The organism is Pantoea sp. X-Soil-YNGN-785 (genome assembly GCF_059730585.1).
Genome location: NZ_AP035942.1, coordinates 2,315,011 through 2,339,486 on the forward strand (window position 1 = coordinate 2,315,011; position 24,476 = coordinate 2,339,486).

Annotated in this window: 26 protein-coding genes; 10 read left to right on the forward strand and 16 right to left on the reverse strand. The window is 55.7% G+C overall.

Annotation, left to right across the window (positions count from 1 at the left end; translation table 11 throughout):
- Nucleotides 1–5: 5 nt before the first annotated feature.
- The 5 genes from ruvA to aspS form a co-directional block, all read right to left on the reverse strand.
- Nucleotides 6–620: a Holliday junction branch migration protein RuvA gene (ruvA, locus tag AC6I8E_RS10830; RefSeq protein ID WP_003849207.1), complete on the reverse strand. Its 615-nt coding sequence runs from the start codon at nt 618–620 to the stop codon at nt 6–8.
- Between the two features lie 94 nt (nt 621–714).
- The gene (gene ruvC / locus AC6I8E_RS10835) at nt 715–1,242 is read right to left on the reverse strand and encodes a crossover junction endodeoxyribonuclease RuvC (RefSeq protein ID WP_003849205.1); all 528 of its coding nucleotides are present in this window, start codon (nt 1,240–1,242) and stop codon (nt 715–717) included.
- Between the two features lie 37 nt (nt 1,243–1,279).
- Entirely contained in the window at nt 1,280–2,023 is a 744-nt protein-coding gene (locus AC6I8E_RS10840; RefSeq protein ID WP_033732924.1) for a YebC/PmpR family DNA-binding transcriptional regulator, read from the reverse strand.
- A gap of 285 nt (nt 2,024–2,308) precedes the next feature.
- The gene (gene nudB, locus AC6I8E_RS10845; RefSeq protein WP_033732925.1) at nt 2,309–2,740 is read right to left on the reverse strand and encodes a dihydroneopterin triphosphate diphosphatase; all 432 of its coding nucleotides are present in this window, start codon (nt 2,738–2,740) and stop codon (nt 2,309–2,311) included.
- Complete coding sequence (gene aspS, locus AC6I8E_RS10850; RefSeq protein ID WP_107319828.1) at nt 2,740–4,518, reverse strand: aspartate--tRNA ligase; 1,779 nt, start codon at nt 4,516–4,518, stop codon at nt 2,740–2,742. The genes nudB and aspS overlap by 1 nt, the downstream gene beginning before the upstream one ends.
- A 211-nt stretch (nt 4,519–4,729) precedes the next feature.
- Here aspS and AC6I8E_RS10855 point away from each other — a divergent pair, with 211 nt between their 5' ends.
- The 4 genes from AC6I8E_RS10855 (at nt 4,730) to cmoB (ending at nt 7,791) form a co-directional block, all read left to right on the forward strand.
- Nucleotides 4,730–5,551 carry a DUF72 domain-containing protein gene (locus tag AC6I8E_RS10855; protein WP_013358178.1) on the forward strand — a complete coding sequence of 274 codons (822 nt, stop codon included), beginning with the start codon at nt 4,730–4,732 and terminating at the stop codon, nt 5,549–5,551.
- 69 nt (nt 5,552–5,620) lie between these two features.
- Nucleotides 5,621–6,016, forward strand: a complete 396-nt coding sequence (locus AC6I8E_RS10860) for an MAPEG family protein (RefSeq protein ID WP_013358179.1) — start codon at nt 5,621–5,623, stop codon at nt 6,014–6,016.
- Nucleotides 6,017–6,097: 81 nt separating this feature from the next.
- A complete protein-coding gene (gene cmoA, locus AC6I8E_RS10865) occupies nt 6,098–6,826 on the forward strand; it encodes a carboxy-S-adenosyl-L-methionine synthase CmoA (protein ID WP_147789050.1) in 729 nt (242 codons plus the stop codon).
- Nucleotides 6,823–7,791, forward strand: coding sequence for a tRNA 5-methoxyuridine(34)/uridine 5-oxyacetic acid(34) synthase CmoB (cmoB, locus tag AC6I8E_RS10870; RefSeq protein WP_195857970.1), 969 nt, complete (start codon nt 6,823–6,825; stop codon nt 7,789–7,791). The genes cmoA and cmoB overlap by 4 nt, the downstream gene beginning before the upstream one ends.
- Nucleotides 7,792–7,795: 4 nt before the next feature.
- Here the strand turns inward: cmoB and AC6I8E_RS10875 are convergent, their stop codons facing one another.
- Nucleotides 7,796–8,419 carry a LysE family translocator gene (locus tag AC6I8E_RS10875; protein ID WP_497823968.1) on the reverse strand — a complete coding sequence of 208 codons (624 nt, stop codon included), beginning with the start codon at nt 8,417–8,419 and terminating at the stop codon, nt 7,796–7,798.
- A 144-nt stretch (nt 8,420–8,563) separates the two neighbouring features.
- Between AC6I8E_RS10875 and AC6I8E_RS10880 the strand changes: the two genes are divergently transcribed.
- Nucleotides 8,564–9,661 carry a glycerol dehydrogenase gene (locus AC6I8E_RS10880; RefSeq protein WP_201251931.1) on the forward strand — a complete coding sequence of 366 codons (1,098 nt, stop codon included), beginning with the start codon at nt 8,564–8,566 and terminating at the stop codon, nt 9,659–9,661.
- 30 nt (nt 9,662–9,691) lie between these two features.
- Here AC6I8E_RS10880 and AC6I8E_RS10885 read toward each other — a convergent pair whose 3' ends face one another.
- The 9 genes from AC6I8E_RS10885 to cutC form a co-directional block, all read right to left on the reverse strand.
- Nucleotides 9,692–10,540, reverse strand: a complete 849-nt coding sequence (locus AC6I8E_RS10885) for a hypothetical protein (RefSeq protein ID WP_497823969.1) — start codon at nt 10,538–10,540, stop codon at nt 9,692–9,694.
- A 311-nt stretch (nt 10,541–10,851) separates the two neighbouring features.
- A complete protein-coding gene (locus AC6I8E_RS10890) occupies nt 10,852–11,874 on the reverse strand; it encodes a C45 family autoproteolytic acyltransferase/hydrolase (RefSeq protein WP_497823970.1) in 1,023 nt (340 codons plus the stop codon).
- A 20-nt stretch (nt 11,875–11,894) separates the two neighbouring features.
- Entirely contained in the window at nt 11,895–12,617 is a 723-nt protein-coding gene (glnQ, locus tag AC6I8E_RS10895) for a glutamine ABC transporter ATP-binding protein GlnQ (RefSeq protein ID WP_107320189.1), read from the reverse strand.
- 2 nt (nt 12,618–12,619) lie between these two features.
- A complete protein-coding gene (glnP, locus tag AC6I8E_RS10900) occupies nt 12,620–13,276 on the reverse strand; it encodes a glutamine ABC transporter permease GlnP (protein WP_033732934.1) in 657 nt (218 codons plus the stop codon).
- Between the two features lie 51 nt (nt 13,277–13,327).
- Complete coding sequence (gene glnH / locus AC6I8E_RS10905) at nt 13,328–14,080, reverse strand: glutamine ABC transporter substrate-binding protein GlnH (RefSeq protein ID WP_095707030.1); 753 nt, start codon at nt 14,078–14,080, stop codon at nt 13,328–13,330.
- A 128-nt stretch (nt 14,081–14,208) separates the two neighbouring features.
- The gene (locus AC6I8E_RS10910) at nt 14,209–14,763 is read right to left on the reverse strand and encodes a carboxymuconolactone decarboxylase family protein (RefSeq protein WP_187266202.1); all 555 of its coding nucleotides are present in this window, start codon (nt 14,761–14,763) and stop codon (nt 14,209–14,211) included.
- Nucleotides 14,760–16,088, reverse strand: coding sequence for an aspartate aminotransferase family protein (locus AC6I8E_RS10915; RefSeq protein WP_107319835.1), 1,329 nt, complete (start codon nt 16,086–16,088; stop codon nt 14,760–14,762). Before AC6I8E_RS10915 ends, AC6I8E_RS10910 begins: the two co-directional genes overlap by 4 nt.
- Before the next feature lie 128 nt (nt 16,089–16,216).
- Nucleotides 16,217–17,074: a MurR/RpiR family transcriptional regulator gene (locus AC6I8E_RS10920; RefSeq protein WP_013358191.1), complete on the reverse strand. Its 858-nt coding sequence runs from the start codon at nt 17,072–17,074 to the stop codon at nt 16,217–16,219.
- 275 nt (nt 17,075–17,349) lie between these two features.
- Nucleotides 17,350–18,102: a copper homeostasis protein CutC gene (cutC, locus tag AC6I8E_RS10925; protein WP_497823971.1), complete on the reverse strand. Its 753-nt coding sequence runs from the start codon at nt 18,100–18,102 to the stop codon at nt 17,350–17,352.
- Between the two features lie 85 nt (nt 18,103–18,187).
- On the opposite strand from cutC, the gene AC6I8E_RS10930 reads away from it, so the two are divergent.
- On the forward strand, nt 18,188–19,333 hold the full coding sequence (locus tag AC6I8E_RS10930) for a MalY/PatB family protein (protein ID WP_313678268.1): 1,146 nt from the start codon (nt 18,188–18,190) through the stop codon (nt 19,331–19,333).
- Here AC6I8E_RS10930 and AC6I8E_RS10935 read toward each other — a convergent pair.
- The gene (locus tag AC6I8E_RS10935; RefSeq protein WP_201251935.1) at nt 19,330–19,920 is read right to left on the reverse strand and encodes a VOC family protein; all 591 of its coding nucleotides are present in this window, start codon (nt 19,918–19,920) and stop codon (nt 19,330–19,332) included. The genes AC6I8E_RS10930 and AC6I8E_RS10935 overlap by 4 nt on opposite strands.
- A 284-nt stretch (nt 19,921–20,204) precedes the next feature.
- Here AC6I8E_RS10935 and AC6I8E_RS10940 point away from each other — a divergent pair, with 284 nt between their 5' ends.
- From AC6I8E_RS10940 to AC6I8E_RS10955, 4 genes are all read left to right on the forward strand, one after another.
- Complete coding sequence (locus tag AC6I8E_RS10940) at nt 20,205–20,327, forward strand: hypothetical protein (RefSeq protein WP_009089698.1); 123 nt, start codon at nt 20,205–20,207, stop codon at nt 20,325–20,327.
- A 210-nt stretch (nt 20,328–20,537) separates the two neighbouring features.
- Nucleotides 20,538–22,268: an arginine--tRNA ligase gene (gene argS / locus AC6I8E_RS10945; RefSeq protein WP_013358217.1), complete on the forward strand. Its 1,731-nt coding sequence runs from the start codon at nt 20,538–20,540 to the stop codon at nt 22,266–22,268.
- A gap of 90 nt (nt 22,269–22,358) precedes the next feature.
- Nucleotides 22,359–23,306, forward strand: coding sequence for a LysR family transcriptional regulator (locus AC6I8E_RS10950; RefSeq protein WP_095707026.1), 948 nt, complete (start codon nt 22,359–22,361; stop codon nt 23,304–23,306).
- A 124-nt stretch (nt 23,307–23,430) separates the two neighbouring features.
- Nucleotides 23,431–24,429 carry an aldo/keto reductase gene (locus tag AC6I8E_RS10955; protein ID WP_497823972.1) on the forward strand — a complete coding sequence of 333 codons (999 nt, stop codon included), beginning with the start codon at nt 23,431–23,433 and terminating at the stop codon, nt 24,427–24,429.
- Nucleotides 24,430–24,476: the final 47 nt, after the last annotated feature.

Genomic DNA, 24,476 nt, shown 5'->3' on the forward strand with positions numbered 1-24,476 from the left:
TTACCTCAAATGGCGGCGCGGAGCGCTTCGCGGATCAGGGTTTCGCAATCCGCATCCGGTCGGCCGACTTTACTGATCATACGGCTCGCTTCCTGCGGTTTATAACCCAGTGATACCAGCGCTGCAACCGCTTCGGATTCCGCATCGTTGGTTTCCGGCTCGGCGCTCGGTGTGGTAAGCGTAAAGGCCGAATCGCCGCCAAACAGGTCGCCATGCATACCTTTAAAGCGGTCCTTCATCTCGACGACCAGACGCTCAGCCGTCTTTTTACCCACGCCAGGCAGTTTTACCAGTGACGCGATCTCTTCTTTTTCTACCGCAGTCACAAACTGCTGCGCCGACATGCCGGAGAGGATCGCCAGTGCCAGCTTGGGGCCGACGCCATTCACTTTAATCAGTTCGCGAAACAGCGCGCGCTCCTGCTTGCTGTTAAAACCAAACAGCAGCTGAGCATCTTCACGCACCACGAAGTGGGTAAAAATCACCGCTTCGTGCTGAAGTTCAGGCAATTCATAAAAACAGGTCATGGGCATGTAAATTTCATAGCCGACGCCGTGTGCCTCAAGCAGCACCAGTGGCGGCTGCTTTTCCAGAATGTTGCCCCGTAAACGACCTATCACCTGAATGCTTCCTTAACTAACGAATGTGGCGGATTTTATAACATAAAAAAGGCTGGATGAATATCCAGCCTGAGCGTCTGTTCTGTGCGATGCCCTAACCTGAGCGCAATCGTCCGCGCGTCAGCACCAGCTTGCTGTCACTCATGCGCGCGGCGTTCTGCGCCACGTGACAGTGAGTAATGGCTATCGCCAGCGCATCGGCGGCGTCCGCCTGCGGGTTTGCCGGCAGTTTCAGCAGAGTTCGCACCATATGCTGCACCTGACTTTTCTCGGCGCTGCCGATGCCCACCACCGTCTGTTTCACCTGACGGGCGGCATACTCAAACACCGGCAGATCGTGGTTTACCGCAGCAACGATCGCAGCACCCCGCGCCTGGCCGAGCTTCAGCGCGGAGTCAGCATTCTTCGCCATAAACACCTGCTCGATAGCGAAGAAATCAGGTGAAAACTGCGTGATGATTTCGCACACGCCCGCATAAATCAGCTTCAGGCGGGCGGGCAATTCAGTGGTATTGGTGCGGATACAGCCGCTGCCCAGATAGGTGAGCTGGCGGCCGGTCTGACGAATAACACCATAACCGGTGATGCGTGAGCCGGGATCGATACCCAGGATAATCGACATTACGCCTCTCCGGTTAACGCTGTGACGGTAAACGCCATTACAGCGTTTCCGCCACCTCGTCGGAGATCTCACCGTTGTGATAGACCTCCTGCACATCATCGCAATCTTCCAGCATGTCGATCAGACGCAGCAGTTTTGGTGCGGTTTCCGCATCCATTTCCGCTTTGGTGGTCGGGATCATTGCCACTTCTGCAGTATCCGCTTTCAGGCCAGCGGCTTCCAGTGCATCACGCACGGTGCCCATCTCTTCCCATGCAGTAAAGACATCAATCGCGCCGTCATCATAGGTGACGATGTCTTCGCCGCCCGCTTCCAGTGCGGCTTCCATCACTGCGTCTTCATCCTGACCTGGCGCGAAGGAGATGACGCCTTTTTTGTTGAACAGGTAAGCCACGGAGCCGTCGGTACCAAGGTTGCCGCCGGTTTTGGTGAAGGCGTGACGCACTTCGCCCACGGTACGGTTACGGTTATCACTGAGGCATTCAATCATGATGGCTGAGCCGCCAGGACCGTAACCTTCATAAATGATGGTTTCCATGTTGGCGTTGTCATCGCCGCCCACACCGCGCGCGATAGCGCGATCCATGGTGTCACGGGTCATGTTGTTCGCCAGCGCTTTATCCATTGCTGCACGCAGACGCGGGTTAGAACCCGGATCGCCACCGCCCAGCTTGGCCGCTGTCACCAGTTCACGAATGATTTTGGTGAAGATTTTGCCGCGCTTGGCATCCTGCGCCGCCTTACGGTGTTTGGTGTTTGCCCACTTACTGTGTCCTGCCATGTTAACTTTTCTCCGATCTTTTACAGGGTGCAGACTCTCCTGGCTGCGAGCTTATTTACCGTCGGTGCTCAGCCAGGTGAGTGACAACCTGACTGCCCTGAGAGGCGCGCGTTGCGCATCATCCTCACGTAGCGGTATACGCAGGCGACGTCGCGCTGACGGTGAACAAGTTCGTGGCGAGGATGACGCCTGACTGTTCAATAGGTTGGTGTAGTCCTGTTAAAACTCACCAGATTCATAAAATTTAATCTATCCGCCGCCGCAATACCGGGCGATGGCGAGCATTCAGATAAATTCTTCAATTGCCTGGCGGTTACTCCATGATCGGGTTAATGCTGCAGCGTCAGCGGGTGCCAGCCAGCGAAACGCCAGATGCTCGGTCAGCGTGATATCGCGCTCTTCCGGCAGTTGCAGGCGAAACCAGTGTTCGTGATTATGGGTGACATCCGGTGCATAGCGATGGCGGAAATGGGGAAAGATTTCAAAGTCAATCTGACGCTGACAATCCTCTATTTCCAGCCGCTCAGCCAGCACGTCAATGCCGACCTCTTCATTCACCTCACGACACGCGGTTGCCAGCGGTGACTCTCCCGCTTCCAGGCTGCCGGTCACCGACTGCCAGAATGCGGGATCGTCACGCCGCTGCAGCATCAGCACCCGGCCAGTATCACGCGCCGAAATGACGACCAGCACTGAAACCGGGTGTTTATAGCCCATTATTTATTCTCAGGCTTTTCTTTTTTAACGACCTGGATGCCAAGCTCCAGCAGAGAAGCCGGGTTCGCTTCGCTTGGCGCTTCGGTCATCATGCAGGCTGCCGCCGTGGTTTTCGGAAACGCGATAACGTCACGAATGTTGTCGGTGCCGGTCAGCAGCATGGTCAGGCGATCCAGACCAAAGGCCAGGCCCGCATGCGGTGGTGTACCGAACTTCAGCGCATCCAGCAGGAAGCCAAACTTCTCGCGCTGCTCGTGCTCTTCAATACCCAGAATGCTGAACACGGTCTGCTGCATTTTGCCGTTGTGGATACGCACTGAACCGCCACCCACTTCATAACCGTTGATCACCATGTCGTAGGCGTTCGCCACGGCACGGGTTGGATCCGCAGCCAGCTCGTCTGCGCTCATCTCTTTCGGCGCAGTGAACGGATGGTGCATGGCGGCCAGACCGCCTTCCTCGTCCTCTTCGAACATCGGGAAGTCGATCACCCACAGCGGTGCCCAGGCTTTCTCATCGGTGATGTTCAGTTCGCGGCCCACTTTCAGGCGCAGCGCACCCAGTGCATCAGCGACCACTTTGGCGCGGTCGGCACCAAAGAAGATGATATCGCCATCCTGCGAGCCGGTGCGGCTCAGAATGCCTTCAACGATTTCTGCATTCAGGAACTTGGCAACCGGGCTCTGCACGCCTTCCAGACCGTCGGCACGGACGTTAACCTTCATCCACGCCAGCCCTTTCGCGCCGTAAATCTCCACGAACTTGCCATATTCATCAATCTGCTTACGGCTCAGCTGCGCACCGGTCGGCACGCGCAGCGCGGCAACCCGGCCTTTTTCATCGTTAGCCGGGCCAGAGAAGACCTGGAACTCCACGTTTTTCAGCAGGTCGCCAACGTCCACCAGCTCCATCGGGTTACGCAGGTCCGGCTTATCGGAACCGTAACGATGCATCGCTTCCGCGAAGGTCATCTGCGGGAACTCGCCGAGGTCCACACCCTGCACGTCCTGCCACAGATTGCGGATTAGACGCTCCATGATGTCTCGCACCTGTGGCGCGGTCATAAAGGAGGTTTCGACGTCGATCTGGGTAAATTCTGGCTGGCGATCGGCACGTAAATCTTCATCGCGGAAGCATTTTACGATCTGATAGTAGCGGTCAAAGCCGGACATCATCAGCAGCTGTTTGAACAGCTGTGGTGACTGCGGCAGCGCATAGAATTTGCCTTTGTGAACCCGGCTTGGCACCAGATAGTCGCGCGCGCCTTCTGGCGTCGCCTTGGTCAGCATCGGGGTTTCGATATCCAGGAAACCTTCGTCATCCATAAAGCGACGGACAAAGCTGGTGATTTTTGCGCGGGTTTTCAGACGCGTTACCATCTCAGGGCGACGCAGATCCAGATAGCGGTATTTCAGGCGCGCTTCTTCGCTGTTGGTCTGATTCGAGTCCAGCGGCAGGGGCTCAGAGCGGTTGATGATGGTCAGCGCCTGGGCAAACACTTCGACTTCGCCAGTCGCCATGTCGCTGTTTTTGTTCTTCTCATCGCGTGCGCGCACGGTACCGGTGATCTGAATGCAGAATTCGTTACGCAGTTCAGAAGCCAGCTTAAATGCGTCCTGACGATCGGGATCAAAAAACACCTGCACGATGCCTTCACGGTCGCGCATGTCGATAAAAATCAAACTGCCCAGATCGCGACGGCGGTTTACCCAGCCGCAAAGCGTGACTTGCTGACCCACATGAGACAGATTGAGCTGTCCGCAATATTCTGTACGCATAACACTATCCTTTTAACTTCGCCGCTGCAGCTGACAGCATCCGGCCGCGTTACCTGATGCGATGCTGTCGCAAAAATGGCGGCCATTATAATGGAAAAAGCCAGACAGGATAAGCAGATCAGCGCCAAAGCGCCGATTTCCTGTGTGCATTTGCCCCTCAGCCCGACCATAGCGGATAATGCAATCTCTTAACCTGCAGCCAGGAGCGCGCGTGACACTTCGTATTGGCCTGCCCCAGTGGCAGCATTCACACTGGAAACGCTGGGGTATCGAAAGCCTGGCGGACTATGCCCGCTACTTCCACTGCGTAGAGGGAAATACCACCCTCTATGCGCTGCCGAATGCGGAAACGGTGATGCGCTGGCGCGACATGACCCACGATGCATTTCGCTTCTGCTTTAAATTTCCCAATACCATCAGCCATCAGGCGGCGTTGCAGCACAGCGACGACCTGCTGACCGATTTTCTGCGCCTGATGGAACCATTGGCCGACCGCATCGGTCAGTACTGGCTGCAGCTGCCCGCCAGCTTCTCCCCGGCACAGCTCAACGACCTGTGGCGTTTTCTGGACAGTCTGCCGCGCCGCTTTCACTACGGCGTCGAAGTGCGTCATCCGGCTTTCTTCGCCAAGGGCGAGGCGGAACGGTCACTCAATCGGGGCCTGCTTGAGCGCGGCATCAATCGTGTAATGCTCGACAGCCGTCCGGTTCACGCCTCCACCTCGCAAAGCCCGGCGGCGCTGGTCGCGCGTTCACAGAAGCCGAAAGTGCCGCCTCATGCCCTGCGAACCGGCTCCCAGCCGATGGTGCGCTTTATCGGCAGCGACAGCGTGGACGAGAGCGTGCCGCTGTTTCAGATCTGGCGTCCCAAGCTCGTGGAATGGCAGCAACAGGGCGACGCCATGCTGTTTCTGCACACCCCCGATATGGGCCAGGTTTTTCCGCTGGTGCAGGCACTGTGGCCGCAGTTGCAGGAGATCGATCCGGCTATTGGCAATGGACCGGACTGGCCGCAACAGACGTCACTGTTTTGATTGCGTTACAGGACAGCGGGCTGCACGCCCGTTAGAATAGAACCATTATGGACAGTCGCTGGAGTGGCTATGGTTAGCGCGTTATATGTGGTGATAGGGGCATTGCTGGTAATGAAATTCACGCTGGACGTGGTGCGTTACCGCCGGTTCTACCGGGTGGCGTATGGTGATGGCGGCTATCACGACCTGAAAATGGCGATCCGCATTCATGGCAATGCCATCGAAACCATTCCGCTGGCGCTGTTTCTGCTGGTGATGATGGAGATGAACGGCGCCGATATCTGGATGGTGCACCTCACCGGCCTACTGTTCTTTATCAGCCGCCTGCTGCATGCATGGGGATTGCGCAGCAGCGCCATGGCAGGCCGTAAATATGGCATGCTCCTGACGCTGTTTTCCCTGTGCGGCATGGTGATTTTCAACCTGATCTACATGCCGTGGGAACTGGTCCTGACGCTCCATTAAGCCAGCCTGGGTTAAGGGGTGCAGCCCGCCCCACTTTCTGCGAGAATAGCGCCCTTTCCGTCGTCTCTTCGGATTTTCGATATGTCTGACCGCGATCAACTCTTCTCAGCGCCCATTGCAAAACTGGGCGACTGGACTTTTGACGAGCGTGTAGCTGAAGTCTTTCCTGACATGATTCAGCGCTCGGTGCCGGGCTACTCCAACATCATTTCGATGATTGGCATGCTGGCAGAACGTTTTGTTACCCCGGACAGCAGGGTCTATGACCTGGGCTGCTCGCTGGGCGCGGCCACCCTCTCGGTGCGCCGCAATATTCATGTGCCGGGTTGCCAGATTATCGCGGTGGATAACTCCCCGGCGATGGTCGAGCGCTGCCGCCGACATCTTGATGCGTTTCGCGCTGACACGCCGGTTTCGGTGCTGGAAGCGGATATCCGCGACATTGAGATTGAAGACGCCTCGCTGGTGGTGCTCAACTTCACGCTGCAGTTTCTGGAGCCGCCTGCACGCCTGGCGCTGCTGGAAAAGATCTGGCAGGGACTTAAACCAGGCGGCGCGTTGGTGCTGTCGGAGAAGTTCAGCTTTGAGGATGCCGAGGTCGGTGAGCTGTTATTCAACATGCATCACGACTTCAAACGCGCCAACGGCTACAGCGAACTGGAAATCAGCCAGAAACGCAGCATGCTGGAAAATGTGATGCTGACTGACAGCGTCGAAGCGCATAAAGCCCGCCTGAAACAGGCCGGTTTCTCGCACGCCGAACTCTGGTTCCAGTGCTTTAATTTTGGATCTCTGGTGGCGTTGAAATGATCGACTTTGGCCGTTTTTATCAGCAAATTGCAGTGGGCCCGCTGGCGAAGTGGCTGGAAGTATTACCGGCGCAAATCAGTGAGTGGCAGCGCGAAAACCTGCACGGGCACTTTCGTGACTGGTACAAGTCGCTGGAGTATCTGCCGCTGCTGGAGCCGCAAAAGCTGGACCTGCTGCACAGCGTCACCGCCGACCGCGATGACATCAGCGACCGCCATCGTCAGGGGATTGAGAAACTACTGCGTAACCTGATGCCGTGGCGCAAAGGGCCCTACTTCCTCTACGGCACCCACATCAACACTGAATGGCGATCTGACTGGAAGTGGGAACGCGTGCTGCCGCACATCTCCCCGCTGGCGGGCCGGACGGTGCTGGATGTGGGCTGTGGCAGCGGTTACCACATGTGGCGGATGATTGGCGCGGGCGCGCATCTGGTGGTCGGCATCGACCCAATGCAGCTGTTCCTGGTGCAGTTCGAAGCAGTGCGTAAGCTGCTGAATGACGATCGCCGGGCGCATATGCTGCCGCTGGGCATTGAGCAGCTACCGGCGTTGCAGGCGTTTGATACCGTATTTTCGATGGGTGTGCTCTATCACCGTCGTTCCCCGCTGGATCACCTGTTACAGCTGAAAAATCAGCTGGTGAGCGGAGGCGAACTGGTGCTGGAAACGCTGGTGATTGAGGGCGATGTTAATCAGGTGCTGGTGCCCGGTGAGCGTTATGCGCAGATGCGCAATGTCTTCTTTATCCCGTCAGCGGAAGCGCTGAAAAGCTGGCTGGAAAAAAGCGGCTTTGTGGATGTGCGGATTGTCGATTTTGCGCTGACCACCATTGAAGAGCAGCGCCGCACCGACTGGATGACCAGCGAATCCCTCGCTGAGTTCCTCGACCCCGACGATCCCAGCAAAACGGTTGAAGGCTATCCGGCTCCCCTGCGCGCCGTGCTGGTCGCCACTAAACCCTAATGCCCTAGCGGCGAGACAACGCCAGTTTCGCCGCAAATCCAATAAACACGCAGCCGGTCAGGCGATCCATCCCCTTCAGCACCTTCGGTTTTCGCAGATGTCCGGAGAAATAGTGGCTGCCGCCAATCAGGACCGCATTCCAGATCAGCCCCAGCAGCATGTGTGCCAGCGCCATTAGCGTGCACCAGAGCGCCACCGACGCCCCCGCCGGAATGAACTGTGGCAGAAAAGTGACGTAAAACACGCCAATTTTCGGATTCAGCAGATTTCCCATTAATCCCCGACTGAAGCAGGCCAGATAGCCCTGCTGATGTGCAGGCTGTTCAGCTGTCTCTACGGATTGCTGACGCGGCTTAAGCAGCAGCTTTATGCCCAGATAGAGCAGCCAGCCGGCACCGATCCACTTCAGCAGGTTATAGGCGATCTCAGAGGCCATCAGCAGCGCGCCCAGTCCCAGCCCAACTGCGATACCCCAGAGCAGACAACCCAGCGTCACGCCAAGGGCTGTCGCCCAGGCGCGCTGCCAGCCCTGCGCAATGGCGGTTCGCAGCATCAGCGCGGTATCAAATCCAGGTGTGAGTGTCAGAATGGTTATCGCAAACAGAAATGAAAACAGCGTGGCGCTCATAGTGATTCTCCGTTATCTCTCAGCAAGGAGTGTTCAGGCAGCTTAACAGCCCATGGCGCGGTCATGTACGGGATCGCCTGCCACGCTGAGCGAATTGTGCCAGGCTGGATGGGGTCGAACCATTCATATTAAGGAGATGTGATTATGAGTAAATTTATTTTTTCATCACCCCGTAAATATGTGCAGGGCGCCGGTGTGCTGGATGAGCTGGGCACGTACCTGACTGAGCTGGGCGATCAGGCTTTTCTGGTGGCAGATGAGGTCGTCTGGAAACTGATTGGCGAACGCACCCAACAGACGCTGCAGTCCGCCGGGGTGAAATTCAGCTGGCAGCAGTTTAACGGCGAGGCCTCCAGTAATGAGATCACCCGCCTCAGTGCGCTGGCGAAGAGTCAGGGCTGTAACGTGGTGGTCGGGCTGGGCGGCGGCAAAACGCTGGACACGGTTAAGGCGGTGGCGGACGAACTTAAACAGCCGGTGGCCATCGTGCCGACCATTGCCTCCACCGATGCTCCCTGTAGCGCGCTGTCGGTGATCTACTCTGACAGCGGCGTATTTGAGAGCTATCGTTTCTACAGCAAAAATCCCGATCTGGTGCTGGTGGATACCGCAGTCTGCGCCAGTGCGCCTGCACGGCTCTTTGCCTCCGGCATTGCCGATGGCCTGGCCACCTGGGTTGAAGCGCAGGCAGTGGCCCGGTCCCATGCTAAATCCATGGTCAGCGGCGATCCGACTCTTGCCGGACTGGCGATTGCCCGCGCCTGCGAAGAAACATTGCTTAAGTGGGGGTACAGCGCCTATATCGCCGTTACCGAAAAACGGGTCACGCCCGCAGTGGAAGCCGTGGTTGAGGCGAATACGTTGCTCTCGGGGCTGGGTTTTGAAAACGGCGGGCTGGCAGCCGCCCACGCTATTCACAATGGTTTTACCGCCATCGATGGCGATATCCACCATCTGACACACGGCGAGAAAGTCGCCTATGGCACACTGACGCAGATGGTGCTGGAGCAGCGGCCGGATGAGGAAATTGCGCGCTATATCCGTTTCTATCGCAGCATCAATATGCCGACCACGCTGCGTGAAATGCATCTGGAAAATGAAAGCTGGGAAAATCTGGTGAAAGTCGGGGCACTGGCGAACAGTGAGGGTGATACGCTGAAAAACCTTAATCCTCATCTGTCACCTGAGGATATTGCCAACGCCCTGCTGGGGCTGGATGCCTTTAGTCAGACGGTGAAATAAGCCGCCAACAGGCGATCATTCGATCGCCTGTTACTCTTCTGCCGCAGGCTGGTCCCAGTACTCATATTTGTAGGCGGAGCTGAGATGGCGCTCGATGGTGCCACGCGTGAAGATTTCGGTTTCATGCAGATAGCTCAGGGTACAGTTGCCGACCTCATCCCAGGACTGGCACTCATCAACCGAGCGGATGGTGCTCAGCGGTGTGGTCGCCGTGCCGTTGAGCCGCACTTCGCGCCATTGGGGGTCGTAGGTGTATTCGTCAGTTCCCCGGGCGGAAGTGGTGCGCGTCACCAGACCCTTTTGATTCCAGTGGTAGTGGAACTCGCCGTTAGTCAGCGGATCGCTGCCACGTGCCACACTCTTCTCAAGCTGGCGCTTCCGATCGTAGCGATAGGTGGTGTCGGTAAAGCCGGTTTTACCCATGCTGGTAAACCTGTCGGAGGCGCTGGTAATATTGCCATGCTGGCCTTTCTGCCAGTTAATCGTTCCCTGCCGGTTATCAACAACGACTTCTTTGCCCTCTTTCAGCACTTTGACCAGATATGCATATTCCGCCACCCAGCCGCCCTGTACCCTGGCAATGTGTTGCTCCATGCTGAGGATCACGTTGCGTTCACTTTTGTCGTAGCTGACGTCAGCCACCGTGAGATCGCCACAGGCGTCAAACTGACCCAGCACCCGCTTTTGCGAATTTACATCTTTGCCAAACTCACCTGCAATCACCTGCTTCACTGCGCCTTTCGCATTGCCGCCCAGCAAAATCAGGGTGTTGCTGTTGACCACGGCGGCGTTGTCAGCGCGGCATGCGCTGGCCGCAGCGTTGCCGCTGCACAGCACGGTCAGTATCAGGCTTAAAGTGAGAATCTGATTGCGTTTCATAGGGTAAATTCCAGGCGACGTTGCTTTCAGTGTAAACGCTGTGGGGATGAACAACGGAAATCCGGGACGATTTAACTCAACCTCTCATGACAGACATCGGCTGTGGCAGCGTAACGGATAGCATGCAGATTGTGTTGCGGCTTTTGATAAAAGTCCTGGATGACAATTAAAAACGCCTGTACGTGAAGGCTGACAGCCGGCAACAGGACGCAGACGCGGCGCATAGCCGGTCATCCGCTGGCGATAAAAAACCCGCCTGAGCGGGTTTATAACGTTTTCCTCCGGCGATCCTCTCGCCAGGTCTGGGTTATTTATTCACTCACCACATCCTGCAAAACGGCCTGTCCGCGATCCTGTGTGAATACCTGCCATTTCACCTGAATGGCATTCAGGGTGAAAATGGCCGTTGCCAGCGTATTCTCTTCGTCGGGATCCTGCGGAGAGAGCCGGTAGATAGGTAATACCGCATCATGCTGATCAGACAGAATGGCTTTTGCAGCGTCACCATCAAATGCTGGCTCTTCTTTCAGCCACACATCCAGACGCTGCTGGCGTGAAGCAGAGCTGTCGGTGATCACCTGCTCAGTCGCAGTATGTTGCGGATGGATAAGATGGTTTGCATGCGCAAAGAGGCCGGACAGTTGCGTGACAGAACAACCTGTACCGGTAGCTTCAACGCTGAACAGTCGGCTATCGCCCCGCTGCCCCAGCGTATGATGAAAAGCGCCTGCGCGCGGCGAGGTCGTCAGTAGCGCAATCGCCTCATCGAGCGTGTCTGCATTCAGCGCTGCACGCGCCAGAATCTGGCGCGGCAGCCCAGCCGGGCGATGCACGGCACGAATGTTATTCACCGTGTTTACCACCCCACGGTCATTGACGGCAAACGTATGGCCGCAAATCGAACCCGGATAGGCAAAGCTGGTGAACCCAATGCCCTGATCCGGCAGCACACGAACCACTGCACAGTCACCCCGCAGCTGCGGAAAACCATCTTCATTGTGCGCAATGACCAACGCCCCATCGCGGCGTTGCCCGGCCACCGTGGTGCAGCCGTCTGAGGTAGAACGCACCAGATCACCCCGGCAGTTCCATGCAAATACGTCATCGATGGGTGCCTGCAAACCGCTGGCCAGCCCTTCCAGCTCAAGCCAGATTTCCGGGAAGTCAGTCTGAACCTGCGCGCGCATGCGCTGACTCTGTTCCGTGTGTTTCATGGCCGTGACCGTTTGCCACAGCGCGATGTGCGTCAGTTTCTGATGCCACGCCTCCCGACCAAATTCGCCGAGCTGCTGACCGATTTCAAACGCCGAACCACTGATTGCAATTTTTTTCATTGTGCTGTCATTCACTTCTTTCAGGAGACGTGTTGCAGGAATTCTTTAAGACGCGGATTCGTGCTGTCGTTAAGCAGCTTATCAGGTGAGCCATCCTCAGCAATGGTCCCGCCATCAATAAAGATGAGTCTTGAGGCGACATCACGGGCAAAACCAATCTCGTGAGTCACAATCACCATCGTCATGCCCTCTTCGGCGAGCGAGCGCATCACTTTCAGCACCTCGTGGCGCAGTTCGGGATCCAGCGCAGAGGTGGGTTCATCAAACAGCATCATTTTGGGTTTTACCGCCAGCGCGCGCGCAATCGCCACACGCTGCTGCTGTCCACCGGAGAGTTCTGCGGGGTAATGACTGGCACGTTCACGCAGGCCGACCCTGTCCAGCAAGGCCAGCGCCTGTTCGCGGGCCGAGGCTTTGCTCTGCCTGCGCACGCGGACAGGGCCAAACATCACATTTTCCAGCGCGGTCAGGTGAGGAAACAGGTGAAACTGCTGGAACACCATGCCCGCCTCGCGACGGATATCGCATTCATTCGCATGCGGATCGGTGATGTGCTTGCCCGCCACCAGCAGCGTTCCGGAAGAGATGTCTTCCAGCTTGTTAATACAGCGCAGCAGCGTTGATTTACCCGATCCCGACGGCCCGATGATCACTACCACTTCGCCCGCCTCTATCTTCAGATTGATATCGTGCAGGACCTGCGTCGCGCCAAAATTTTTCGACACCGCGCTAAATTCAACCATGCTCATAGAATGTGGATCCTTTTTTCCAGTTGCTTCAGCAGGAAACTCAGGCAGAGCGTCACCAGCAGATAAATCATCGCGACGGCGGTCCAGACCTCCAGTGCGCGGAAATTACCGGCAATAATCTCCTGTCCCTGACGGGTTAGCTCCGCGACACCGATAACAATAAATAGCGATGTATCTTTAATACTGATGATCCACTGGTTGCCCAGTGCGGGGATCATACGTCGCAGTGCCAGCGGCATAATCACATGCCACAGGGTGCTGCGCTGCGATAATCCCATGGCAAGACTCGCCTCTTTAAATCCTTTATTGATAGAGAGGATCGCACCGCGCGTAATCTCGGCGATATAGGCACCGGAATTAATCACAATGGTCACAATCGCCGCTGTAATGGGATCAATACGAATAGGAATAACCATCGGCAGGGCAAAGTAGATAAACATCACCTGCACCATAATTGGCGTGCCGCGAATTAACTCAACGAAAATCAGCGACAGCGTTTTAGTTATTCGCCCACCTAATGCGCGACAGGTTCCGGCCAGCAGACCGATCACAAAACCGCCCAGCAAACCCGATAATGAAATAATCAGCGTCAGTTGCAAACCCTGCAATAATAACGGCAGGGATTCCCAGATATATTTACTGTCAAAATTCATAGTTCGATCCATTAAGGCGAAATGAGGTCGGACTGTGCCGACCCGGCTGAATTATTTCGGCTGTTTCGCAAACCACTTCACATAGATTTTGTCGTAGGTGCCATCCGCACGCAGTGCCAGCAATGCAGCGTTAACTTTCGGCGTCAGGCTGCTGTTCTTTTGCATCGCAAAACCGTACTGTTGCGGCAAAATACTGTCTGTCTCACCCGTGGATTTCACTTTGCCATTACCCGCCGTTTTCACGTAATAGAGTACGTTCGGCGAATCATGCACCACCGCGTCAAGATTACCCGCCTGCAAATCGAGATAAGCGTTATCGATGTTAGGAAACTCAACATAGTCGGCTTTATATTTGCTCTTCATAAAGCTGGCCGCCGCAGTGCCCTGTTTCAGGCCCACTTTCTTACCGGCTAAATCGCTGAATTTTTTGATCGCGGTATCACTGCTTTTTACCGCCATCAGTAAATCCGCATTGTAATAGCCGTCACTGAAATCAACGACCTGTTTCCGCGCATCGGTAATCGTAATACCGGCCATCGCAACATCCAGATTACGGGACTGCAGCCCTGGAATTAAGCCACCAAAATCCATCGGGCGTAATTCATAGCTGACGTTCATCTTTTTAGCGATAGCATTCCATAAGTCAATATCGAAGCCCACATACTTATCGCCCTGTTTAAATTCAAAGGGCACAAATGCGGTATCCACACCTACCATCAGTTTATCCTGAGCAGTAGCAATAAAACTGGCTGAGCAGGCAACTAATACCAATGAGACTTTTAATTTAGAGAATAATCCAGACATATCTAACCCCCGGCGTCGGTGAAATAGCGTACAGTGAATATCATCCGGCGAGGTTATCGCCGGAATGACTGAACAGAATTTATTTGAAATGCAGGGCGTGTCAGGCTGCGCCCGGATTAAACGATGACTTATTCAGGAATAATATGATCCTGCGTATCGGGTACCGGCGTCTGTGCGCCGTTCATGATCATTGAGAGAAAACTGTAATAACCGTTAATGCCAATCAGATCCACCACGCCCTTCTCGCCCCACAAATCGATGGCCTGCTGCCAGGTAGCGTCGCTGACTTTCTGCTGCTGGTGCAGCTGCTGGCAGAAGTGGTAAATCACCCACTCATCGGGTTCGAGGTCTTCCGGCGGACGCTTTTCATTTATCGCCTGCACGGCGGCCGCAGAAATGCCCTTCCCGCGCGCTATCGGCGCATGGATTGCCCATTCTACCGGCTGGGACCAGTGGCGGGCGGTCATCAGAATGGCCAGCTCTGATAAACGCTGTCCCAGCGCACTGCGATACCGCAGATATTCCCCCATGCGCTGTGCGTGCGCCATCAGCTCAGGGCTGCGTAACAATGGCTCAAAGGGTGGCAGCAGCGCGCCGCGTGGCCCGTTAATGATCTCTTCTGCGAGCGGACGTTGCTGATCGTCCCATTCGTGATGCGCCAGCGGCGGCAGACGGTTAATCATAAGCTGGCCGTCTCTTCACGAATCACCTGCTCCAGCGTTTCCACCACAAAATCAAGCTGCGCTGTCGTGATGATAAAGGGTGGCGCAATCAGAATGTGATCGCCGTATTGCCCGTCAATCGTTCCGCCCATGGGATAAACCATCAGACCTCTCGCCATACAATTAGCTTTAATTCTGGCGTGCAGTTTCAGCGCCGGATCGAACGGCGTTTTGCTGGCTTTATCACGAACCAGTTCAACACCGGCAAACAGACCGCGCCCGCGGGTGTCACCGACCTGTGGCAACTCGCCCAGCCGATCGCGCAGCGCACGTTGCAGGTAAGCCCCCTGCTGTTTCACAGCGTCTAATAAATTGTCGCGCTCAATGACCTGCTGCACTGCCAGAGCGGCCGATGCCGCAGTGGCGTGGCAGATATAGGTATGACCATGCTGGAACAGTCCGCTGCCCGCCTGAAGAGCGGAGACAATTTTTTCGCTCGCCAGTACCGCACCGATAGGTTGGTAGCCACCCCCCAGCCCTTTGGCGATGGTCACCAGGTCTGGCACCACCTCATCCTGCTCAAATGCGTAAAGCGTTCCGGTACGCCCCATGCCGCACATCACTTCATCCGCGATATAGAGCAGGCCGTACTTATCACACAGGGCGCGCACGCCTTTGAAGTAACCCGGTGTAGGCGGTGTTGCGCCGGTGGTCGCGCCCACGACTGTCTCTGCGCAAAAACCGATGATCGTCTCCGGGCCAGCATCAATAATCGCCTGCTCCAGCTCATCCAGCAGGCGCTGCGTGTATTGCTGCTGAGTTTCATCAGCACGGCGGTCGCGATATTCATTACAGGCAGAAACCCGGATCACGTCGATTAACAGCGGGGCAAACTGGCGACGACGCCATTCGTTGCCCCCCACCGCCAGCGCACCCAGCGTATTACCGTGGTAACTCTGCTGGCGGGCAATGAACCGCGTGCGGGACGGCTGACCGATTTCAACGAAATATTGCCGGGCCAGCTTCAGCGCCGTTTCTACGGCTTCGGAACCACCCGAAACGAAATAGGCATAATTGAGATCGCCAGGCGCATGGCGGGTCAGATGTTCCGCGAGTTGTTCAACCGTGTCGCTGGTAAAAAAACCGGTATGTGCATAGGCGAGCTGGTCGATCTGACGATGCATCGCAGCCAATACGTCAGGATGCGCGTGACCTAAACAGGAAACCGCAGCGCCTCCGCAGGCATCCAGATACTGTTTTCCCTGTGCATCAAAGATGTACGCGCCTTGTGCGCCGGTTGCCACGGCGGGCGTACTGCGCAGACTGCGGTGAATGATATGGCTCATGCTGGGTCCTGCTCCTGAATTCGCTGCGATAACTCAGCGCATCTTGCCGGATCCATTTGGATCACGTCAACGCAAGAATGATACATATGCATTCTATTTTCTTATGGCGGATACAAATGAATCTTCTCTCAGGGTTTGCCAGGCACCACATAGGCACCTGAATCAATCAGGTAGCGTTCGGCATTTTCGATTTTGCTGACCGCCTCGCGGCCATGGCGTGCCACCAGCATCGCCAGCAGACACTCCGCCAGCCCCATACCGGAAACCACAGAAGGAAAGAACGAGGGACTCTCTACCGAGAAGAGCAGCGTACAGTCGGCGGCCTGCGCCAGAGGGGAAACCGGCGAATCCGTAATGGCGACGATTTTCGCGCCTGCCTGCCGGGCAGCCTGTAACACCGCCAGCGATTCGCGTGAATAAGGGGCAAAACTGGTCAGCAGAATCGCGTCCTGCGCCGTCAGTTCGCGGGTAAAGACTTCGATATTACTCGCCAGGCCATCAATCAATGAAACCTGGCGGTTAAATAATCGATAGATATAAAACAGCGACCAGGCGATGGGAAAGCTGGCACGAAATCCACAGATATAGACGTTTTCCGCCGCATCCAGCAGGGTAACCGCCTGATCCATCTTCTGATGATTCTCATGTTGCGTCGCCGCAAGGTTAGCCTGATGCGCCTGAAAGACCTCTTCATAAAGCTGAGGTTGTGTCGGTTTAGCGATGAGTTTTTCCGCTTTGGATACATACGTATCATCACGTAACCCCATATCATCGATAAAAGCGTCTTTAAGTTCACCCCAGCCCTCATAGCCCAGGCGCTGTGCCAGGCGCAGCAGCGTAGCAGGCTTCACGCCAGCTTCTGTGGCAAAAGCACGCATGGATTGCACCACCAGCTGATTCGTATTCTGGAGTGAGAACTCGGCAGCGCGTTGTAACTCAGGCGACAACGCACTGAACTGGCTGACAATATTTTCCCTGGGATTCATGGCGGCACTTCATCGGCTGGCAGATGCAGGCATCTAATCACATTTAGGATCCAGACTCCACTGTCGGAGGTTCACGCCCGGCGACTGGCCGCGCCGCCAGCAGAAGCAGCGTTTATGTCATGAAAGAGATGAGTAGGTCGGGAGAGGTGGCGGAGAAAGGGAGTCGGGAAGCAGCAGGTTTTACACAAAAAGAACCCCAGCAAGCATACTGGGGTTTGGTACTTGCAAACACCACGTCAATGATCGGCGTGCTGCGCGGCAAAATCTGTTGTGGTTCAGGCAACCCGAACGGTGCTCATCTGCATCACGCTTTTCATCGCCTCAACCACATCGCCGTCTACACAGTAACGGCTGAACTCGTCGGTTTCGGCTTCTGAACACATGGAGACACCCGCTTTGCGGTAGCGCATCGGTGACGCCATCAGGCGGCTGGCCGAGCTGTGGACTTCATCAATCCCCATGTCGAGAAACTTTTGCAGGTTGCTGAGACGCACGCCCGCACCCGCCATAATGATAGGACCGGTACTGGTCTCATTTAGTTCCCGAAGTAATGCAATTCCGTTTTCAGCGCTCTGCTGCTGACCGGATGTCAGAATGCGCGCCACCCCCAAATCCGTTAACGCTTCCAGTGCGCGCTTAGGGCTGTGACAGAGATCGAAGGCACGATGGAAGGTCACTGCCAGACCGTCACACAGCGCCATAATCTGTCGCATCTGGCCCTGATGAATATGGGCGTCCTCATCCAGCATCCCAATCACAAGACCGGGAAAACCGAGTTCACGGATTAACGCCACATCCGATTTCATCACCTCGAATTCACGTGCGGTATAACAAAAATCGCCACCCCGTGGCCGGACAATAGGATGAACCGGAATCGAAACCTCGCGCCGGGCGGCATTCAGCATCCCCGCCGACGGCGTCAGGCCGCCTTCACGCGGTGCGGCACAAAGTTCAACCCGATCAGCGCCCGCCTGTTGTGCGGTCACGGCGCAATCCACGCCATAGCAGCAAATTTCCAGTGTGGTCATTCTCTTCTCCTTTACATGACTCTGGTTCAAGGCAGATTCATCAGTTAGTCTGGCTGCTGGAATGAGTTTACCGGGAAAGTTAACTATGGCATTCAATTTCGACCAACGGATAGACCGTCGTCACAGCGATAGCCTTAAATGGAACAAATATGCGGACCAGGATATTCTGCCGTTGTGGGTGGCAGATACGGATTTCCGATCGCCTGACTGCGTCATCGAGGCAATTAAGACCCGCGCCGCGCATGGGATTTTTGGTTATGGCGATACGCCGGTTGAGTTTATTGACAGTGCGATAGCGTGGCTCGCCTCACGCTATCAGTGGCACGTTAATCCGGAGTGGATTGTAGTTTTGCCGGGCGTGGTTTGCGGACTGAATCTCGCCGTGCGTGCGTTTACCGCACCGGACGAGCTGACGATTGCCCCCACGCCAATCTATCCGCCGTTTCGCGGTTCGGCAAAACTGGCAGAACGGGGTCAGCTCAGTCTGCCGCTGACGCTGCAGCAGGGGCGCTGGGTAGTGGATATGGATGCGGCTGAAGATCAGCTCACCGGCAAAGAGCGACTGTTAATGCTGTGCAATCCGCAGAATCCGGGCGGCACTGTTTATCGCCGCGACGAACTGCAGGCACAGCTGGAATTTGCGCAGAAGCACGATCTGATTGTCTGTTCCGACGAGATCCACAGCGATCTGCTGCTGGAACCGGGCGCTGAACACATTCCGTTTGCGTCGCTGAGTGAAGATGCCGCCCAGCGCAGCGTCACGCTGATGTCACCCTCCAAAAGCTTTAATATTGCCGGTCTGGGTGCCTCCATCGCCGTGATCCCCAATGCCGAACTGCGTTCGCGCTTTAACCGGATGCGACGCGGGATTGTGCCGGATGTGGATATTCTGGCGCTCACTGCGGCAGCAGCGGCATGGCGCGAAGGTGAACCCTGGCTGCAGGCGCAGAATACCTACCTGCGCAGTAACCGTGACTGGCTGGTATCACAGGTCAATAAAATGACCGGCCTGTCCGTCGCCGTGCCGGAAGCGACCTACCTGGCCTGGATCGACGCCAGTGCGCTGGGTGTGGCCAGCCCTGCACTCTATTTTGAAAAGCACGGACTGGGTTTATCGGCCGGTCGTGAGTTTGGCAATGACCAGTTTGTCCGGCTCAATTTCGGCTGCACTCGTGCGCTGCTGGATGAGGCCGTTGCGCGCCTGAAGCGCGCAGTAGCCGCCCGTATCTAGTTCTGCTCGCTGGCGACAATCTCTTCCAGTCGCCATGGATGAAACTTGATTGTCGTCTGCCCGTCCGTTACCGCCAGGGTCGGATTGGGCAGACGCTCATTCTCGCCCTTTGGTGAGCTGGTTTTAAATGAAATACCCGGCTGCGTCAGCGCGTCATCGGAGAGCAATGCCATCGCGCGCATGCCCAGCGTCTGATGATCGCCGCGCAACACCACCTCAATATGCTCCCAGCCTTCATGGCGGTAACGCTTTTCACCCGGCCATGGCAGCTCAACCACATCAACCTGCCTGCCCGCTACCAGCAACGGATCATGTAGTTTAAACAGGCAAATCTGTCGTCCGTTGATCATCGCTGCCGAAAACTGCGTGCCAATCTGCTGCAGGCCTTGCTGCCAGCGCATCGCCGTCGTGTCCTGATGACAACGCACCGCAATATGGTCCACAACCAGATCGTTAAGGCGCAAACCCAGTCTCTGCGCAAAAATTTGCAACGATTCTTCAAAACGTCCCAAATCTGTCTTTAAATCATCCAATTCTGACGGAAAAGATCGCTCAGCCACCGGGATTCCTCTCTGTTTGTTTAGCATTTGTAATTAGTCGGGTTTATTGTGCGCCGCGTGTCCGGCGTCACAAAATGGTAAGATTCATCTTATTTGGACCGGAATTTACCGCAAAACCGTATAATAACATCTTTCATTTCGGATTTATCTCCTGTTTAGGACCATGAGTTCCTTGATGAAAGTAGTCTAATTTATTGATTTAAATCAACTTCTTTAATACAATAAGATAACTCTTATTTGAAGTACAAACAATTGCAGCCTCCCCCGCCTTCCTATAAATTTGACCTAACACAACCAAAAGGAATGGCTCTATGTCTATGCTCATCGTTGTCGCTGTCCTGATCGCACTGATGGGGTTTGCAATTTCCCGCCATTGGAAGGTGCGCGAAGATAAAAGCGTAAAGAACCCACGCCGTCATCTGCGACGTCGTTAACGCCTCCGGGAAACATCTTCTTCAGCTCTGTTTCCCCGCTTCATCCAACTGCTGACGCCCACCCACATTTCACGTATACTTTTCCCCTCATTTTTTTCCGTTTTGTCTGCCCCATCCGTTTCTGCCAATTCGTTACGCGATGCGCACAGGCAAGATGATGACAGCCCGGCTTTTTGGTGCGGGCGTTGTTCAGCACATGAAGGTAACTCGGTGAATATTCAGGCACTTCTTTCCGCAAAAGTCAGTCAGGCAATGGTTTTAGCCGGCGCACCCACCGATTGCGAACCGCAGGTTCGCCAGTCTGCCCGGGTTCAGTTTGGAGACTATCAGGCCAACGGCATTATGGCCGTGGCGAAAAAGCTGGGACAGGCACCGCGACAATTAGCGGAAGCGGTGATTCAGCACCTCGACCTGACCGGCATCGCCAGCAAAGTTGAAATTGCCGGACCGGGTTTCATCAATATCTTCCTCGACCACAACTGGCTGGCAAAGCATGCCCGCGAAGCACTGAGTCTGCCGCGTCTTGGTGTGCAACTGGCCGAACCCCAGACCATTGTGGTCGACTACTCTGCGCCCAACGTTGCGAAAGAGATGCACGTAGGTCACATCCGCTCCACCATCATTGGTGATGCGGCGGTGCGAACGCTGGAGTTTCTGGGCCACAAGGTGATCCGGGCGAACCACGTTGGCGACTGGGGTACGCAGTTCGGCATGCTGATTGCGTTTCTGGAAAAACAGCAGAATGAAAATCACGCTGAGATGGCGCTGGCCGATCTCGAAGGCTTCTACCGTGAAGCCAAGCGCACCTACGATGAAGATCCTGAGTTTGCCGAGCGCGCGCGCGGTTACGTGGTGAAATTACAGGGCGGCGATGAGTACTGCCGCCAGATGTGGAAGAAGCTGGTCGACATCACCATGAGTCAGAACCAGAAAATCTATGACCGTATGAACGTTACGCTGACGCGCAATGACGTGATGGGTGAAAGCCTTTATAACGATATGCTGCCTGGCATTGTTGCCGATCTGAAACAGAAAGGTCTGGCTGTTGAAAGCGAAGGCGCAACCGTGGTGTACCTGGATGAATTCCAGAACAAAGAAGGTGAGCCGATGGGCGTAATCATCCAGAAAAAGGATGGCGGCTACCTCTATACCACGACTGACATCGCCTGTGCGAAATACCGTTACGAAACGCTGAAAGCCGATCGTGTGCTCTATTACATCGACTCCCGTCAGCATCAGCATCTGGTTCAGGCGTGGACTATCGTGCGTAAAGCGGGTTATGTGCCGGAGTCTGTGCCGCTGGAGCACCATGCGTTTGGCATGATGCTGGGCAAAGATGGCCGTCCGTTTAAAACCCGCAGCGGCGGCACTATCAAGCTCTCCGATCTGCTGGATGAAGCCTGGCAGCGTGCCTACACGCTGGTGCGTGAGAAGAACCCGGAAATGAGCGAAGCGGAAGTCAAAGCGCTGGCGGAAGTGATGGGCATCAGCGCGGTAAAATACGCTGACCTGTCAAAAAGCCGCACCACCGACTACATCTTTGACTGGGACAACATGCTGGCGTTTGAAGGCAACACGGCGCCTTACATGCAGTACGCCTACACCCGCGTGCTCTCCGTATTCCGCAAGGCAGGCATTGATGCCGATTCGCTGGATGCAGAGATCGTGATTAGCGAAGAGCGCGAAGCACAGCTGGCAACCCGTCTGCTTCAGTTCGAAGAAGTTATCACGCAGGTGGCGCGCGACGGTACGCCACACGTGATGTGTGCTTATCTCTACGATCTGGCAGGCCTGTTCTCTGGCTTCTACGAGCACTGCCCGATTCTCAGCGCAGAATCAGACGCGACGCGTCTGAGCCGACTGCAGTTGGCCGCGCTGACCGCGAAGACGCTGAAGCAGGGTCTGGATACGCTGGGTATCGACACCGTCGAGCGCATGTAATCGCCGGAACGGAGAGGGAATTCCCTCTCCGTTGCTGACTTCACACGTTTCCCCTACACTCCCTCACTCTTTCAGCAGCAGGATAGCGCCATGTCTTTAGCCGCGCATCTCATCAGCAGCCACCTTCCCACCATTAAACAGTTGCAGTGCTTTCTGGCGGTCGCGCACGAGCTTAATTTTCGCCGGGCTGCAGAACGCCTTAGCATGACGCAGCCTCCGCTCACCCGTCAGATTCAGAGTCTGGAAGATCTGCTGGGCCAGCCGCTGTTCAGCCGTACGACGCATGAGGTCACCCTGACAGAGTCTGGCCGGGCGCTGGTCACGAAAGCGGAAGCGATCCTTATGGCACTGAATGCCCTAAAAGAGGATGCGCAGCCTGTTGCAGCACAGCTGCGTATCGGGCTGACCCGCACGCTGAATTTCGAACTCATCGCGCCGCTTAATAAGCAGCTCGCCAGTTTTTATGCCAGCGACGAGATGGAGATGCCCAGCCTCACTTCGGCTCAGCTGCTGCAGTGCCTGGCGAAAAATAGCCTGGATTTGATCCTGACCGGGGAAAAAGGAGCGGAAGCGGAAAATGCTGTCCGGTACGCCTGGGTATACCGTGAGCCACTGTGGGTTGCGATGCCGTCAGCACATCCCGCCAGCCTGTCTGAAAACGTTGTGCTGGAGGCGCTGGCTGACCTTCCACTTTTCTGGTTTCCGCGCAGCGCCAATCCGCAGTTTTACGATAAATGCGAGCGCTACTTCGCCACGCTCAGCATCGCGCTGAAACGGGTGCGAGAGCCTGAAGATTCCCTGCTGATGCTGGCGCACATCGCCAGAGGCAAAGGGTTTGCGCTGATGCCGCAGTCAAAATGCACCTTCAAGCAGACAGGTCTCTGTTACCGGCCACTGACTGAAGATGCAGCTAAGCAGCTGGCAATTGACGTTTATGCGGCGATTCGCGCCGATGAAACCAGTGCGGCAGTAGTGAATGCGCTGATCGCACTCTCGCAGCCTGCTGAACCCGAAACCCCCGCCCATCCGCGCGGCTAAGTCGCTGTGCTATCCGTACCCATATTGCCTGAAGCTCGCTGATACCTTTTCTGCATGACAGAAGGAGCAATTCCGTGCTTTGGCGTGCGGTGAAACAATCATCTCTCACTTACGAGGAGAGACAATGAAAAAGCGAACGTTAACTCAGGGTCTGGAGGTCAGCGCTATCGGTTATGGCGCAATGGGGCTCAGCGAATTTTATGGTCAGACCGATGACCGTCATTCCCTGCAACTGCTCAGCCAGTTGCGCGACCTGGATATCACCTTTATCGATACCGCCGACCTTTACGGGCGCGGCCACAACGAGCAGTTGATAGGCCAGTTTCTTGCCGGGCTGAGCAAAGCTGAACGGCTGAAATTTACCGTCGCCACCAAATGTGGCATTGAGCGTCCGGCGGACGAGGCCTATGCCCACACCATCAATAATCAGCCCGACTACATCACCCGCAGCTGCCATGCCTCCCTGGAACGGCTGGGCGTTGAGCGTATCGATCTCTTTTATCTGCATCGCATCAGTCCGGCGACACCGATTGAGGAGAGTATGCAGTGTCTCAGCCGTCTGGTGCAGGAGGGGAAGATCGCCCGGATTGGGCTGTGTGAAGCCTCTGCTACAACGCTGAGTCGGGCGCACGCGATCCATCCGCTGGCCGCGCTGCAGACAGAATATTCACTCTGGACGCGTGACAGTGAAGCGGAGATTCTGCCGATGGTGAAAAAGCTTGGCATCGGACTGGTGCCCTACTCACCGCTGGGCAGAGGTTTTCTGACGGGTAAATATCGCAACAACAGTGATTTTGCCGAAGACGATTTCCGCAAAAATAATGACCGTTTCCAGCAGGACAATATCGACCACAATCTGCAACTTCTTAACGCGGTAACGCCGCTGGCGGAAAAATATCACGCCACCACCGGGCAGATTGCGCTGGCGTGGTTGCTGGCCCAGTATGAGAAAACTGTGCCGATACCGGGCACTAAACAGATTGCTTATCTCACTGAGAATGCGCAGGCCGCGGATATCAGGCTGGAAGAGGACGACGTGCGGTTGCTGAATACGATTCATCAGCAGATTGAGGTCAAAGGCGGCCGCTACTCTGAGGAGGGAATGAAGGGCGTTAACGCCTGAAGACATATTAGGCACTTGCGCACTATGCTGCGGAAAGGAGCCAGAAA